This window comes from Ancylobacter sp. (assembly GCF_965249975.1).
GTDB lineage: Bacteria > Pseudomonadota > Alphaproteobacteria > Rhizobiales > Xanthobacteraceae > Ancylobacter.
The window spans coordinates 111,337-125,528 of record NZ_CBDFNE010000009.1; the positions used below are offsets into that span (position 1 = coordinate 111,337).

At 68.9% G+C, this 14,192-nt stretch carries 11 protein-coding genes and 1 pseudogene; 5 read left to right on the forward strand and 7 right to left on the reverse strand.

All coding sequences use genetic code 11. The features are described from left to right. Window positions 1-118 precede the first annotated feature (118 nt). A complete protein-coding gene (locus ACP2AH_RS10070; RefSeq protein WP_425105673.1) occupies window positions 119-1,129 on the reverse strand; it encodes a Bug family tripartite tricarboxylate transporter substrate binding protein in 1,011 nt (336 codons plus the stop codon). A gap of 721 nt (window positions 1,130-1,850) precedes the next feature. Between ACP2AH_RS10070 and zwf the strand changes: the two genes are divergently transcribed. The 3 genes from zwf (at window position 1,851) to edd (ending at window position 6,154) form a co-directional block, all read left to right on the forward strand. After that, the gene (zwf, locus tag ACP2AH_RS10075; protein ID WP_425105674.1) at window positions 1,851-3,326 is read left to right on the forward strand and encodes a glucose-6-phosphate dehydrogenase; all 1,476 of its coding nucleotides are present in this window, start codon (window positions 1,851-1,853) and stop codon (window positions 3,324-3,326) included. A gap of 205 nt (window positions 3,327-3,531) precedes the next feature. Next, window positions 3,532-4,224 (forward strand): 6-phosphogluconolactonase, encoded by a 693-nt coding sequence (gene pgl / locus ACP2AH_RS10080; RefSeq protein ID WP_425105675.1) that lies wholly within the window; start codon window positions 3,532-3,534, stop codon window positions 4,222-4,224. Between the two features lie 91 nt (window positions 4,225-4,315). After that, complete coding sequence (edd, locus tag ACP2AH_RS10085) at window positions 4,316-6,154, forward strand: phosphogluconate dehydratase (protein WP_425105676.1); 1,839 nt, start codon at window positions 4,316-4,318, stop codon at window positions 6,152-6,154. 156 nt (window positions 6,155-6,310) lie between these two features. On the opposite strand, the gene ACP2AH_RS10090 is transcribed toward edd, so the two are convergent. Continuing rightward, on the reverse strand, window positions 6,311-7,396 hold the full coding sequence (locus ACP2AH_RS10090; RefSeq protein WP_425105677.1) for a DUF2125 domain-containing protein: 1,086 nt from the start codon (window positions 7,394-7,396) through the stop codon (window positions 6,311-6,313). Window positions 7,397-7,614: 218 nt separating this feature from the next. Between ACP2AH_RS10090 and ACP2AH_RS10095 the strand changes: the two genes are divergently transcribed. Beyond that, complete coding sequence (locus tag ACP2AH_RS10095) at window positions 7,615-8,172, forward strand: gamma-glutamylcyclotransferase (RefSeq protein WP_425105678.1); 558 nt, start codon at window positions 7,615-7,617, stop codon at window positions 8,170-8,172. 117 nt (window positions 8,173-8,289) lie between these two features. On the opposite strand, the gene ACP2AH_RS10100 is transcribed toward ACP2AH_RS10095, so the two are convergent. The 4 genes from ACP2AH_RS10100 to ftsE all read right to left on the reverse strand — a co-directional run bounded on the left by ACP2AH_RS10100 (window position 8,290) and on the right by ftsE (window position 11,063). Beyond that, the gene (locus ACP2AH_RS10100) at window positions 8,290-8,613 is read right to left on the reverse strand and encodes a hypothetical protein (RefSeq protein WP_244450252.1); all 324 of its coding nucleotides are present in this window, start codon (window positions 8,611-8,613) and stop codon (window positions 8,290-8,292) included. 89 nt (window positions 8,614-8,702) lie between these two features. Next, on the reverse strand, window positions 8,703-9,380 hold the full coding sequence (locus ACP2AH_RS10105; protein WP_425105679.1) for a YdcF family protein: 678 nt from the start codon (window positions 9,378-9,380) through the stop codon (window positions 8,703-8,705). A gap of 14 nt (window positions 9,381-9,394) precedes the next feature. Next, complete coding sequence (locus ACP2AH_RS10110) at window positions 9,395-10,411, reverse strand: cell division protein FtsX (RefSeq protein ID WP_425105680.1); 1,017 nt, start codon at window positions 10,409-10,411, stop codon at window positions 9,395-9,397. Beyond that, window positions 10,404-11,063: a cell division ATP-binding protein FtsE gene (ftsE, locus tag ACP2AH_RS10115; protein WP_421699286.1), complete on the reverse strand. Its 660-nt coding sequence runs from the start codon at window positions 11,061-11,063 to the stop codon at window positions 10,404-10,406. Before ftsE ends, ACP2AH_RS10110 begins: the two co-directional genes overlap by 8 nt. Window positions 11,064-11,255: 192 nt before the next feature. Between ftsE and hpt the strand changes: the two genes are divergently transcribed. Then, window positions 11,256-11,843 (forward strand): hypoxanthine phosphoribosyltransferase, encoded by a 588-nt coding sequence (gene hpt / locus ACP2AH_RS10120; RefSeq protein ID WP_421699285.1) that lies wholly within the window; start codon window positions 11,256-11,258, stop codon window positions 11,841-11,843. A gap of 58 nt (window positions 11,844-11,901) precedes the next feature. Here the strand turns inward: hpt and ACP2AH_RS10125 are convergent. Continuing rightward, window positions 11,902-14,138: pseudogene (locus tag ACP2AH_RS10125) on the reverse strand (TIGR02302 family protein). Between the last annotated feature and the right edge of the window lie 54 nt (window positions 14,139-14,192).

Sequence of the window (14,192 nt, forward strand, 5' to 3'; positions counted from 1 at the left end):
TTCCCGCCGCGCATGCCGCGATCCGGTCGAGGATCGCGCGGCCGGCCCGTGAGGATCGCTCTTAGGGATCGCCCTTAGGGGGTCGGCCGTGCTCGGGGCTACGCCGTCAGAAGGCGCATCAGTTGCCGGCGATGAAGCCAGCCGCCGTCATCAGGTCCTTATGCGTCTTCTCGGACTGGTCGAGCCACGCCTTGAACTCGTCGCCGGCCATGAAGGTCTGATTGAACGCGCCGTCCTTCATGAGCTGCTGCCACTCGGGGGTCTCGCGCACCTTCTTGAACAGATCGACGAAGTAGGCCACCTGCTCCTGGCTCACGCCCGGGGGCATGAAGATGCCGCGCAGCATGAGATATTCGACGTCGAGGCCGGCCGACTTGCAGGTCGGGACCGAGGACCAGGACAGATCGCCGAGGATCTTGTCGGTGTAGGGGAGCGTCTTGGAATCGAACACGCAGAGCGGGCGCAGCTTGTCGCCGCGCCACTGGGAGACGGCCTCGATCGGGTTGTTCACGCTCGAATTGATGTGGCCGCCGACCAGCTGCACCGCGACCTCGCCGCCGCCCTTATAGGGGATGTAGGTCATCTTCTTGCCGAGCGCCTTCTCGATGGCGACGGTGATGATCTGGTCTTCCTGCTTGGAGCCGGTGCCGCCCATCTTGAAGGTGCCGTCCGGCGCCGCCTTGATCGCGGCCTCGTATTCCTGCGCGGTCTTGTAGGGCTCCTGGGCGTTCACCCACAGCACGAATTCGTCGAGCGCCAGCATCGCAACCGGGGTCAGGTCCTTCCAGTTGAAGGGAATGCCGGTGGCGAGCGGGGTGGTGAACAGGTTGGAGAGCGTGATGACGATCTTGTGCGGATTGCCCTTGTTGCTCTTCACGTCGAGGAAGCCCTCGCCGCCGGCGCCGCCGGACTTGTTGATGACGACGAGCTGGGTCGACATCAGGTCGTGCTTGGCGATGATGCCCTGCAGCGTGCGGGCCATCTGGTCGGCGCCGCCGCCGGTGCCGGCGGGAACGATGAACTCCACCGGCTTGGTGGGCTCCCAGGCGGCTGCCGCGGGCAGCATGGACAGGGCCGTCATGCCAAGAGCGGTCACGGCACCGAGGCCGAGAGCGTGCAGATGTTTCATTTGGCGTTTCCTTCCCAAAGGGTTTTGGCGAACGGCCGACTCATTGATTGGTCGGCTCTTTGCTTGGACCCCGCCTCACGCCGTTTGGCGGGGCGAGATCTCGATAGCCGGGGACTTTGTTGTGTCTCTCCGCCGGTTATTCTGTGGAATAACTTGTACCAAGAATAAGCCGAAGCCAAGCGATAATTCTAAAGTTCAATGTTGCAACGCAAGGTCAACTGGTATTACGTATTACGATTATTATGTATTTGGCATGCCAAAACTGGCATACGGCATACTTTATAATGTGCGTGCGAATACGTTATTACTCAAACCATTGACCGAACAGCCTTTTTTATCAGCACCTAAGCACCATTCCGGCCCACTTCGCGTGAGTCATCCGGCGCCCGCCGCAAAGGTCGGCATCGCCCCATCGTCCTGATGACATGGCGCGCGAATACTTGGACAGCCGCCTTCCGCCCAATTTCGCCCCGAACTTGCCCACTTTCTCGCCATATTGTTGCGTTGCAACACGACTTCCGCACAGGCCGGAAGGAGGGCCACCACTGAATCGGCGCCTCCCCCGCTCCTGTGCCACGACCGCAACAGGCCACCCGCGCCGGTCGCGGCGCGGAATCGTTTTTGCTAGGAGTCGCGTGAAACGACTCCCCGCCCCCAGGGGCACGAGACGGACCGACCCACCTCCCGTCCCACCGCGGGACGCCATGGAGACACAGTCCATATGACAAGCCGCGTAATTCCGGTGGCGCCCTTCACCCTCACCGTCTTCGGGGCGACGGGCGACCTTGCGCGCCGCAAGCTGATTCCCGCCCTGTTTCATCGCGATCTCGACGGGCAGCTTCCCGACGACGCGACCATTATCGGCGTGTCGCGCCGCGCGCTCAGCGACGAGCAGTTCCGCGCCTTCGCCCGGCAGGCGCTAACCGACCACATTCCCGGCAGCGAACTGGAAGGGCCGGAGGTGGACCGCTTCCTCGCCCGCCTTTCCTATGTCGCCGCCGATGCCGACGCCGAGGGGGGCTGGTCGGAACTGGCCCAGCGCGTCGAGGCCTTCCCCGAGCATATCCCGGTCTATTATCTCGCGACCGCCCCGCATCTCTTCGGCCCGATCTGCGAGCGGCTGGGGAAATACGGTCTTGCCGAGAAGGGCCGCGTCGTCATCGAGAAGCCGATCGGCAAGGATCTGAAATCGGCCGTGGCGCTCAACCAGCAGGTCGGCCGCATCTTCCCGGAAGACCGCGTCTACCGCATCGACCACTATCTCGGAAAGGAGACGGTGCAGAACCTGATGGCGCTGCGCTTCGCCAACGCCCTGTTCGAGCCGCTGTGGAACAACGCCCATATCGACCATGTGCAGATCACGGTCGCCGAGGCGCTGGGTGTGGAGGAGCGCGCGGGCTATTACGACACCGCTGGCGCCATGCGCGACATGGTGCAGAACCATATCCTGCAGCTGCTCTGCCTCGTCGCCATGGAACCGCCCGCCTCGCTCGACGCCGACGCGGTGCGCGACGAGAAGCTCAAGGTTCTGCGCGCGCTCAAACCCATCGACGACCAGAACATGGCCGCCGTCACCGTGCGTGGCCAGTACCGCGCCGGCGCCTCGGCGGGCGGTGCGGTGCCCGGCTATCTCGACGAGCTCGGCTCGTCCACCAGCAGCACCGAGACCTTCGTCGCCGTGAAGGCGGAGGTGGAGAACTGGCGCTGGGCCGGCGTGCCGTTCTACCTGCGCACCGGCAAGCGCCTCGCCTCGCGCGTCTCGGAGATCGTGGTCGGCTTCAAGCCGGTGCCGCACTCGGTGTTCGACGCCAATGTCGGCCCCATCGAATCCAACCGCCTCGTTATCCGCCTGCAGCCGGATGAGGGCGTGAAGCTGTGGCTGATGATCAAGGACCCCGGCCCCGGCGGCATCCGCCTCACCCATGTGCCGCTCGACATGAGCTTCGCCAAGGCGTTCAAGGTCCGCAACCCGGACGCCTATGAGCGGCTGATCCTCGATGTAGTGCGCGGCAACCAGACCCTGTTCATGCGCCGCGACGAGGTCGAGGCGGCGTGGAAATGGGTCGATCCGATCCTGGAAGCCTGGCGCAACGCCAAGGAGCCGCCGCGCCCCTACACCGCCGGCACCTGGGGCCCCTCGGCCGCCATCGCCCTCATCGAGCGCGACGGCCGCACGTGGTTGGAAGACGGCGCCTGAGCGGCGCCTTGGGCTGGAAGACGGCGCCCGAGCGGCGCCAGCCATGACCACCGCGCCCCGCCGGGACACGTGGGCGCTCAACCAGACGTGCGGCGGCCGGCCTCCGGTCGTCGCACAACTGCCCTATACTGAGCGCAGGCGCCTCGGGCGCCGCGATCCGTAGAGGCGCCGGCCGCAGGCCGGCACGAGAGGGAGACTGCCGGGCATGCCGGAACTGCACGAGTTGAAGGACAGCGCCGAGGTGGCGCGCGCGGTCGCCGATTTCGCCAGCGCGGCGCTCGCCGCCCGCGTCGCCCGCAGCGGCATGGCCAGCCTCGCCGTCTCCGGCGGGCGCACGCCCACCCGCTTCTTCGAGGAACTCTCCACCCGCGACCTGCCCTGGGACAAGATCGCCGTCACCCTGGTCGATGAGCGCTGGGTGCGCGAGACTTCCGACCGCTCCAATGCAAGGTTGGTGCGCCAGCATCTCCTCCAGAACAAGGCGGCCGCCGCCAAGTTCGTGCCGCTCGCAAATGACGCGCCGACGCCGGAGGACGGCCTGTTCGCCGTCAACGAGGCGCTGGAAGATATCTCCTGGCCGCTCGCCTGCGCCATTCTCGGCATGGGCGACGACGGCCACACCGCCTCCTTCTTCCCCGGCGGCGACCATCTCAACGAGGCCATCGACCCCGACGCGCCGCTCGGCCTCATCCCCATGCGCGCGCCCGATGCCGGCGAGCCGCGCATCACCCTCACCTTGCCGGTGCTGCTCGCCGCCGACGCGCTCGCTCTGCATATCGAGGGCGAGGCGAAGAAGCCGGTGCTGGAAAAGGCGCTCGGCGACGGCCCGGCGACCGAGATGCCGATCCGCGCCGTGCTGCGGGCGAAGCCCGCGCTCGACATCTTCTGGTGCCCGTAAGCCCGGGCACACGTTCCGGCGGCCCGCCCGGGCCGCCGCCACCGAAGACCGGCCGGACCTGCCGGCCGCCGACGACCCTGAGGAGAGCCGCATGGCCACTGCCATTCCGTCCCATGTGAATGCCCGCATCGGCGAGGTCACCGCGCGCATCGCCACGCGCTCGCGCGACGCCCGTGCGCGCTATCTCGAACGGATCGCAGAGGCCGCCCAGCGCGGGCCGAGCCGGGCGAAGCTGGGCTGCGCCAACCAGGCGCACGGCTTCGCCGCCTGCGGCCCCTCGGACAAGGCCATGCTGCGCGAAGGCACCGGCGCCAATCTAGGCATCGTCACCGCCTATAACGACATGCTCTCCGCCCACCAGCCCTATGAGACCTATCCGGCGCTGATCCGCGCCGCCGCCCGCCGCGCCGGCGGCACGGCGCAGGTGGCGGGCGGCGTGCCCGCCATGTGCGACGGCGTCACCCAGGGCGAGGCCGGCATGGAATTGTCGCTGTTCTCGCGCGACGTGATCGCGCTCTCCACCGCCGTCGCTCTCTCGCATCAGACCTTCGACGCCGCCGTGTTCCTCGGCATCTGCGACAAGATCGTGCCCGGCCTCGTCATCGGCGCGCTGGCCTTCGGCCATCTGCCGGCGGTGTTCATTCCCGCCGGGCCGATGACGTCGGGCCTGCCCAATGACGAGAAGGCGAAGATCCGCCAGCTCTTCGCCGAAGGAAAGGTCGGGCGCGACGCGCTGATGGAGGCGGAAAGCCAGTCCTATCACGGGCCGGGCACCTGCACCTTCTACGGCACCGCCAACACCAACCAGATGATGATGGAGATCATGGGCCTGCATCTGCCCGGCGCCTCCTTCGTCAACCCGAACACGCCGCTGCGCGAGGCGCTGACCACGGCGGCGGCGGAGCGCGCCATGGCGATGACCGCGCTCGGCAATGATTATGTCCCGGTCGGCCGCATGCTGGACGAGAAGGCCTTCGTCAACGGCATTGTCGGCCTGCACGCCACCGGCGGTTCAACCAACCACACGCTGCACATCGTCGCCATGGCGGCGGCCGGCGGCATCACCCTCACCTGGGACGACTTCTCCGACCTCGCCGAGGTGACGCCGCTGCTCTGCCGCGTCTATCCCAACGGCAAGGCGGATGTGAACCATTTCCACGCCGCCGGCGGCATGGGCTTCGTCATCCGCGAACTGCTCGCCAACGGCAAGCTGCACGCGGATGTGGAAACCGTGTGGGGCGGTGGGCTCGGCGCCTATACGCAGGAGCCGGTGCTGCGCGAGGACGGCACGCTCGGCTGGCGCGAGGGCGCCGAGGCGAGCGGCGACACGGCCGTGCTGCGCGGGGCCGGGGAGCCCTTCCAGCCCACGGGCGGGCTCAAGCTGCTGTCCGGCGAGCTCGGCAAGGCGGTGATCAAGACTTCCGCCATCGCTGCCGAACGCCACATCATCGAAGCGCCGGCTCGGGTCTTCCACAGCCAGGAGGAACTTCAGGCCGCCTTCAAGGCCGGGTCGCTCACCGGCGACTTCATCGCCGTGGTTCGCTTCCAGGGACCGAAGGCCAATGGCATGCCGGAACTGCACAAGCTGATGCCGCCGCTCGGCGTGCTGCAGGATCGCGGGCACAAGGTGGCGCTCGTCACCGATGGGCGGCTTTCCGGCGCCTCTGGCAAGGTGCCGGCGGCGATCCATGTCACCCCGGAAGCCGCCGATGGTGGCGCCATCGCCCTGATCCGCGATGGCGACCTGATCCGCCTCGACGCGGTGGCCGGCACGCTCACCATGCTGGTGGAGCCGGAAACATGGGCGGAGCGCGCGCCGGCTCCGGCCAATCTCGCCCCCTCCCATGTCGGCGTCGGGCGCGAATTGTTCGCCGCCTTCCGGGCCTCGGTCGGCACGGCGGACACGGGGGCGAGCATCTTCGCGCTGTGAGGCGCCTCGATCGGGCATCAACGTCATCCTGAGGTGCCCGGCCAACGGCCGGGCCTCGAAGGATGGGTAGAAGGTGCGCGGAAATCATCCTTCGAGGCCGCCTTCGGCGGCGCCTCAGGATGACGTATGCCCCCGATTGAGGACGCGGGGCGTGGCTCAGTACAGCGGGCCGATCTTGCCCAGCGGCAGCACGCCGAGCACCACCTGCCCGTTGCGGAACACGAACGGGAAGGAACTCGCCTTCTGCCCGTCAACCGTGGTCGGCATCCCCGCCATCATCATCGCAGGCGCGAGATTGGCGAGGAAATCCGGCAGCAGCCCCGCCGCCGCCATCGCCGCGAACAAGGGCTGCGCCTTCACCACGGCGAGATCGATCCGCCCGTCCGGGCGACGCTGGGCATCGAGCCCCAGTTCACCGGAGGCGCTCAGCGCCCCGCCGCCGCCGGTGATGCGGGCCAGTTGCAGCTGCACACGGCCGCCGGCCTGCTGCCACAGCGCCAGCCGCTCGGCGGCGGGCATGGAACGGAAGGGCGGCACCTGCGTCACGCTCGCCTGCATTTCGCCATCGACCGACTTCGCCGCCTGCGCCGCCGCCTGGGCGGCAGCGACGCCGGCGGTGCGGGGCGTGGCGCTCAGCGCCATGCCGCTGGCGCCGGTAAAGCCGAGCGCGATGTCGAGCGTCCCGGCCGCCTCGCCGGGATGGTGGCGCACATGCAGCTCGGCATGGCGGGCGGAGAACACGGTCGTTCCGCCCTCGGCGAGCGAATAATCTTTGGCCGAGATGGAGACACGCTCGGCGCGGCCATCACGACCCACGCCGCTCACCTGCAGGAGCGACCAGCTGGCGGTGATCTCGCGCCCGGTGGTGCCCTGCGTCAGCACGGACGGCCCCTCGAACTCGGCGATGATGTGCTGGGGGTTCCACACCTGCGCCACCGCATGGGCGCGGGTCATGCGCGCGGTCCACGGCTCGGGGCCGGTGAAGGTGACGGTGGGCGCGTTGCAGATCAGCTCGAAGCGGAAGGGAAAGCCGCCGAATTCGCGGCTGGCGCAGGCCCAGTTCCGCCCTTCCGTCGCCTCGCGGGCGATCCAGGCGTCGATTTCCGCGTCCGCCCGGCCGGCGCCCCATTGCCAGAAGAAGGACCAGCCAATGCCCAGCAGCACCAGCGCGGCGAAGGGCAGCGCGATCAGCCACCGGCGGCGGGGGGCGGCCGGGGCGGGGCGGGCATCGGACGAGGTCATGGGCGGACTCCAGTGGCGGGCAGGCGCAGGCTCGAACGCCGATACGGCAGGCTTAAGGCGCGAGGACGCCGAGGGTTCCCCGACGCGGCCCGGTGTGGGTTTAGGTCATGCGCGGCGCTTGCGCCAGAACGCGGAGCCGGGCAAGCAGAAGTGGCAAGCGGCGGCGGCGCCGATTCCCCCCGCTCGCGTCCTTCGTCAGAGCCTCGCAGGTGCCCGCCATGCCCGCCGCCGGCCACGCCATCCATTCCCTCACCCCCGGCGAACCGCTCTGGGTCTTCGGCTATGGCTCACTGATGTGGAACCCGGGCTTCGCCTATGAGGAGCGCGTACCCGGCAAGCTCATCGGCGCGCATCGTTCCTTCTGCGTGAAATCGGTGCATTGGCGGGGAACGCCGGAAAAGCCCGGCCTGGTGCTCGGCCTCGACCGTGGCGGCGCCTGCGTCGGCATCGCCTTCCGCGTCGCGCCGGAACAGGCGGAGGCGACGCTCGCCTATCTGCGCGAGCGCGAGCAGGTCACGAACATTTATCGTGAAGCCGTGCGGCGCGTGTGGCTGAAGGACGGAAGCACCCGCGCCGTGCCGGCGGTGGTGTTTCTGGTCGATCGCGGGCACGCGCAATATGCCGGGCAGATCACGGCGGAGGAGCGGCTGCATCTCATCCGCCAGGGGCACGGCGTGGGCGGGCCAAATGCGGATTACGTCACCGCCACCGCCCGGCATCTGGCCGAGCTCGGCATTCGCGACGCGGAGATCAGCTGGCTGGTCGCCCGGCTCTAAAGCGTTTTCGAGCGAAGTGGATACCGGTTCGCGTCAAGAAAACGCGACAAAACAAAGAATTAGATCATTTCACTGTTTCCGTGAAACGGTGAAATGATCGAGGTCCGGTCGGGCCGGTCACATCGGCGCCAGCGTGCCGCTCTCGGCGTCGGGCAGCACGCGCAGATGGATTTCCTGCGCGCCGGTGGCCATGGCGGCGCTCCGGGCCTTCGCCCCGGCCGGCCCGGCCCACACCGGAATGCGGCGCGTGCCTTCCATCCGTACCGCTATGGCGACGGCGGCGGGATAGTCCGGCGCCTCCTCCGCGGCATAGACGGAATAGACCTGACGGCGGCCATCAGTGCCGCGCCAGAGGCGGAAGCGACGCGCCAGCAAACCGCTGGCGCTGAGCGGGCCGGCGTCCTCAAGCGAATCAAAGCGGGTGGTGTCGCGTGTCATCATGGGAACAAATCTAGAACATCTGTTTGCGGCGTCAACACTGTCTGTGGAGGAATCCGCGAAGATGCTGAAGGTTCCCTTGACAAGCCGCGTTAAGGGGCTGGTAACCGCCCCGTTTCACGCATTTGCGATGTCACCGCAGGCCAGGCGCGCACCCCGAGCGAGGCGGCGAGGAACTTCACATATTCCACCGCCAGCAGCCGCAGGCCGGCTAAGGTCGGCCCGCTGTTCTCCTCCACGCGGCGGGGCACGACGGGATAGGGCACCAGCGTGATGCCGGGCGTGGTGCGGCGCAGTTCCACCAGCGCGCGCGGCATGTGCCAGGCCGAGGTGACCACCAGCAGTGAGCGGAAATGCTGCGCCTTGGCCCATTCGCCGGCCTCGATGGCGTTGCCCTGCGTGTTCAGCGCCGAGCGGCCGAGTTCGACGCAGCATTCCAGCGCCTCGCGCGTCGCCGGCACGGTGCGCACGATCTCATTGAGCGTGGTGTCGGGATGCACGCCGGTGATGAGCAGGCGCTTGCCCCGCCCTTCCAGCAGCAGATTGGTGGCTTCCGCGATGCGCTCGGACCCGCCGGTCAGCACGACGATGCCGTCCGCCGCCCGCCCCGCCTGCGCCTCGCGGCCCTCGATCCCGGCGACGAAGACAGCGAAGCCGATGAGCAAGGCGAGGAGCGCCGCCAGCGGCACGGCCGCGAGGATCCACAGCCACGGCCAGCGGCGGGAGCGGCCGGGCATGGGCGCGCGAGCGGGATCGGAAGGGGAGAGCATGGACACGGCGCGCCCTAGCTGATGCCGCGCAGCGTGCGGTAGACGGTCAGCCGCGAGGTCAGCGTCGTCACCAGCGCCACCAGCACCGCCACGCCGACTATGCCGCCATAGCCGCGCGCGTCGATGGTCATCGCGCCGACAAAGGTGTCGATCTGCTGGTCGACGCGCAGCCAGGCCGGCACGGTGGAGCCGAGGAAGAACAGCGCCACCGCCGCGCCACCGCCGACCGCCGCGCCCTTGAGGCCGACGGTGAGGAAATGGCGCTGGAATTCCGACACGATGAAAGTGTCACGCGCCCCGACGAAATGCAGCACCTCCACCACGAAGCGCGCCGCCTCCACCGCCGCGCGGGTGGCCACCGTCACGCACAGCACGGTGGCGGTGGCAACCAGCGCCAGCACGGCGAGGCCGATGGTCATCGCGGTACGCGTGGTGGCGGCGAGCCGCTCGGCCCAGAGCCGGTGATCGTCGAGGCTGGCGGAAGGCACCTGCCGCGTCAGCGCCTCGCGCAAGGCGGGCAGGGTCTGCGCATCCGCGGAGGCGGCCAGCGTCACCGTGACCAGCCGCGGCACCGGCAGATTGGCGAGGTCGAGCCCGGCGCCGAGCCAGGGCTCCAGCAGACGGGCGGTGGCGGCGGGGTCGAGCGCCTTCGCCTCGGCGATTCCCGGCGTCGCCTTGGCGAGTTCCACCGCCTTGGCCAGTGCGGCGTCGAGATCGAGCCCGTCGCCCGGCTTGATCTCGATCGTCGCCTCGCGGGCAATGTCGGCGGTCCATTCCGCCGCGACATTGCTCACCGCCGAGACGGCGCCGATGGTGATGCCGGCGAGAAAGGTCATGATGGCGATGACCGCGATCAGCGCCCGCGTCGTCACCGTCGTGCTGGGCACGATGGGGCGCTGCGCCGCCGATTTCACCGCGGGGGCGCCGGGGCCGGGCCGGGTCGCCCGCTCGGCTTCGGGCGCTGCCGGCGCCCGCAGGCGCCCGGCTACCGCCGCCAGCCGTCCGGATGACGTGGGTCGTTGGTCAGTCATAGACGGTCAGGCGTCCCTGATTGATGACGAGGCGGCGCGCGTCGAACTGGTCCATCAACCCGATATCATGGGTCGCGATCAGGACCGAGGTGCCGCTCTTGTGCAGTTCGAGGAACAGGCGCAGCAGACGGCGCGCCAGGCTGGGATCGACATTGCCCGTCGGCTCGTCCGCCAGCAGGATTTCCGGTCGGCTGATCAGCGCGCGGGCGATGGCGGCACGCTGCTTCTCGCCGCCCGAGAGCACCGGCGGCAGCACATGCATGCGCTCGCCCAGCCCCACCCAGTGCAGCAGCTCGGTCACTTCCGCGCGATAGCTCGTCTCCTCGCGCCCCTGCACGCGCAGCGGCAGTGCGACATTCTCATAGGTGCTGAGATGGTCGAGCAGGCGGAAGTCCTGGAACACGATGCCGATGCGCTGGCGCAGCGCCGCGGTCTCGTCCGGTGCCAGCTTGGCGGCATCGCGCCCGAAAATGGTGATCAGCCCCCGCGTCGGCCGCAGCGAAAGGAACAGCAGGCGCAGCAGCGTCGTCTTGCCGGCGCCCGACGGCCCGGTGAGAAACTGGAAGGAATGCGGGGGAATGCCGAAGGTGACATCCCGCAGAACCTCCGGGCCCATGCCGTAGCGCAGGCCGACATTTTCGAAGCGAACCAAGACTCAATCCTTCGACGGGACATGCCGCCCGCTGATTCTGATGGCGCGACCTCTAACATAGCGTGTGCGCGGCGTCGCAAAAGACAGGCCGCGCGGGCCGGTAATGGGAAACCAGGCTGGACGCGCGGGGACGGCCCGTTCATCCTGCCGGCAAAACACAGGGTGCGTCACCTGCCGCGCAAGAGGAAGCCGATGACCGAAGAAAATACCGCCGCGACCGCCACCGAGGCCGGGCACCCCTATCACGATGCCCGGATCGAGGTGCTGTTCGACGCCGCCACCATTGCCGAGCGCAACCGCGAGCTGGTCGAGGAGATCGTCGAGGCCGCGCCGGAGAAGCTGGTGGTGATCGCGGTGCTCAAGGGCAGCTTCGTCTTCGCCGCCGATCTCATCCGCTCCATGCACCATGCCGGGCTGGCGCCGGAGGTGGAATTCATCACCCTGTCGAGCTACCGCGACGCCCGAATCTCTTCCGGCCATGTCACCGTGCTGCGCGACATCGAAACCGATGTGCGCGGGCGCGACGTGCTGCTGATCGACGACATCCTCGAATCCGGCCGTACGCTGGCCTTCGCCAAGGACCTGCTGGCGGCGCGCGGGGCGCGCCGGGTGATGGTGTGCGTGCTGCTGGAAAAGCCGCACAAGCGCGCGGTGCAGATCGAGGCCGATTTCGTCGGCTTCAAATGCCCGGATTATTTCGTCGTCGGCTACGGCATGGATGTCTCCCACGCCTTCCGCCAGCTGCCTTTCATCGGCTACATCCCCGAGGCGGAGAAATAGACGGACGCCGCCTCTGCGCAGCGGGCGCGCCGTCAGGCGACGCGCCCTTCACGCGGTCTCAGAAGTCGCGCAGCAGCCTTTCGAGATAGTCGAGTTCGAGGCGCGGCCGGTCCGGCTCGCCGAAGCGACGGCGCAGTTCCTCCAGCACGCGGCGGGCGCGCTGCATGTCGATCTCTTCCGGCACCTTCACGGTGTTGTCGTCGCCATAGTCGCGCGAGCGCATCGGGCGGCCGAGCGGGTCGGTGCGCTCGGCGGTCTGGCCCGAGGGGCCGCCCGGCCCCTCGCCACCGGGACCACCCTGCTGTTGCTGCATCGCCTCGGCCATCTGCTGGGCGCCGCGGCGCAGCGCCTGCAGCGCCTCGCTCTGGGCGTCGACCGCGCCGGTGCCGTCGCCCTCGCCCAGCGCCTGCTCGGCCTCGCGCATCGCCTGTTCGGCCTGGCCGAGACCACCGTCGCCCGGTATGCCCTGACCCTGCCCTTGGCCCTGGCCGCGTCCCTGCTGGCCTTGCTGGCCCTGTTGACCCTGCCCCGGCTGGCCTTTGCCGTCCTGGCCCTGCTGCTGGCCTTGCTGGCCCTGACCCTGCTCGCCTTCGCCTTGCTGGCCCTGCTGGCCCCGGTCGCGCATGGCCTGCTGCATCTTCTCGCGCAGCTGGCGCAGCTGCTCGCGCAGTTTTTCCTGGTTCTCTTTCAGCTCGTTGAACGCCTGGTCCTGCTGGCCCTCGCGCCCTTCCTTGAAGGTGCGGTCGCGCAGCTGCTGCTGGCGGCGGATCATATCGCCGAGCTGGTCCATGGACTGGGACATCTGGCTCTGCCCCTGCTGCTGGCGCTGCTGCTGCCGCCCGGCCTGCAGGCCGTTCAACATGTTCTGCAGCTCGCTCAGCATCTGCTTGGCCGCGTCGCGGGCGCCGTTCTTCGCCATGTCCTCGATGCGGTCGAGCATCTTCTGCAGGTCCTGCGGACGGACCGTGCGGGTGTTGGGGTCCATCGGCTGGTTGTCGGCGCGGTTCGGGTTGCGCTGCGCCTCCTCGGCCAGCGCCTTCATGAACTCGTTCATGGCGTCGCGCAGTTCCTGCGTCAGCCGCGCGATCTCCTCCTCGGAGGCATTGTTCTCCAGCGCGTTCTGCAAGGCCTGCTGCGCGTCGCGCAGCCGCTTCTCGACATCCGAGAGGTCGCCATCCTCGATGCGGACCGCGACTTCCCAGAGATAGTCCACCACGCCACGCAGATCCTCGTCGCTGCGGGCATTGGCGAGGCGGAAATAGGCCGTGCGCAGGCCCATATAATGCGAGGGTTCCGGCGTGAACACTTCCGGCGCGATAGCGAGCGCGTCGAGCGCCGCCTGCACCCGCTCGCGCTCATTGGCGTCGAGCGCCAGCCGCCGCCGCTCCTCGATCAGCGCTCGCGCCAGCGGGCTGGAGAAGCTGCGCTGCGGCAGGGTGAAGCTGCGCGGCTTGGACTGGCCGACATTGCCGGCCTGGTCACGCGCCACCAGCACCATTTCCACCTTAGTGCCGGCCCAGGGATTCTCGGTGAAGTCCTTGGTGGTCTGCCCGGTCGCGGCGCGGGAGCGGCCGCCGACCAGCGGCAGCGGGAAGTTCGGCGCGTCCACCAGCGGGCGCGGCGCGGCGGGCGCCGGCGCATTCTTCAGCGCGTGCAGCGGCGGGGCCGGCGGCAGGGCGGTGAAGCGCGCCTCGGCGCTGGCGATGCCGTAATCGTCCTCGGCCTTGTAGCTCAGCGCGAGCGCGTTGTTGCCGGAGGCCTGCGGCTCCTTGGTCAGCTCGATGGTGGGCGGCGTATCCGGCTGGGCGCGGAAATGCCAGGAGACGAAGCGCCCGTCCGGCCCTTCGATGCGGCGCTGCCATCGGCGGCGATGACGAAGCGCCGCTCGTCGCCGGAAGCGGGCGGAGTCGCGGCAGCAGCGGAGGCGGCGGGAGCGGAGGCGGCAGGCGCCGGAGCGGAAGCAGCGGTTGCCGCCTCGCCTTCCCTAGGCACGGCGGCAGCGAGGCCGCCCTGCGTCACCAGCCTTGCATCGGGAAGGCCGATGATGCGCACCACCAGCTCGCTGCCGGCCGGCACGGCCATCGCGCTCGCTTCAAAGGTCGCGCCGGCGTCCGGCAGTGCGGCCGCCGTTCCCTGCGCCACCTCCTGCGAGCGCAGGCCCGGCAGCAGGATCGGCGCGCGGCCGGTATAGCCGGGCGGCGTCACCCAGGCGTCGACGCGGTAAGGCTTGGGCGGCACCAGCTCCGCCCAGTCGAAGGCGGAGGCGATGCGGCGCAGATGCTCGCCCGGCACCATGAAAAAGGTCGCGATCACCCCCAGCAGCACCAGGGCCCGCAGCGCCCGCCCATC

What these genes read in the sequence shown, in the direction of transcription:
- ACP2AH_RS10070 (WP_425105673.1), bottom strand. Translation starts at nt 1,129, where the DNA reads ATGAAACATCTGCACGCTCTCGGCCTCGGTGCCGTGACCGCTCTTGGC.
- zwf (WP_425105674.1), top strand. Translation starts at nt 1,851, where the DNA reads ATGACAAGCCGCGTAATTCCGGTGGCGCCCTTCACCCTCACCGTCTTC.
- pgl (WP_425105675.1), top strand. Translation starts at nt 3,532, where the DNA reads ATGCCGGAACTGCACGAGTTGAAGGACAGCGCCGAGGTGGCGCGCGCG.
- edd (WP_425105676.1), top strand. Translation starts at nt 4,316, where the DNA reads ATGGCCACTGCCATTCCGTCCCATGTGAATGCCCGCATCGGCGAGGTC.
- ACP2AH_RS10090 (WP_425105677.1), bottom strand. Translation starts at nt 7,396, where the DNA reads ATGACCTCGTCCGATGCCCGCCCCGCCCCGGCCGCCCCCCGCCGCCGG.
- ACP2AH_RS10095 (WP_425105678.1), top strand. Translation starts at nt 7,615, where the DNA reads ATGCCCGCCGCCGGCCACGCCATCCATTCCCTCACCCCCGGCGAACCG.
- ACP2AH_RS10100 (WP_244450252.1), bottom strand. Translation starts at nt 8,613, where the DNA reads ATGATGACACGCGACACCACCCGCTTTGATTCGCTTGAGGACGCCGGC.
- ACP2AH_RS10105 (WP_425105679.1), bottom strand. Translation starts at nt 9,380, where the DNA reads ATGCTCTCCCCTTCCGATCCCGCTCGCGCGCCCATGCCCGGCCGCTCC.
- ACP2AH_RS10110 (WP_425105680.1), bottom strand. Translation starts at nt 10,411, where the DNA reads ATGACTGACCAACGACCCACGTCATCCGGACGGCTGGCGGCGGTAGCC.
- hpt (WP_421699285.1), top strand. Translation starts at nt 11,256, where the DNA reads ATGACCGAAGAAAATACCGCCGCGACCGCCACCGAGGCCGGGCACCCC.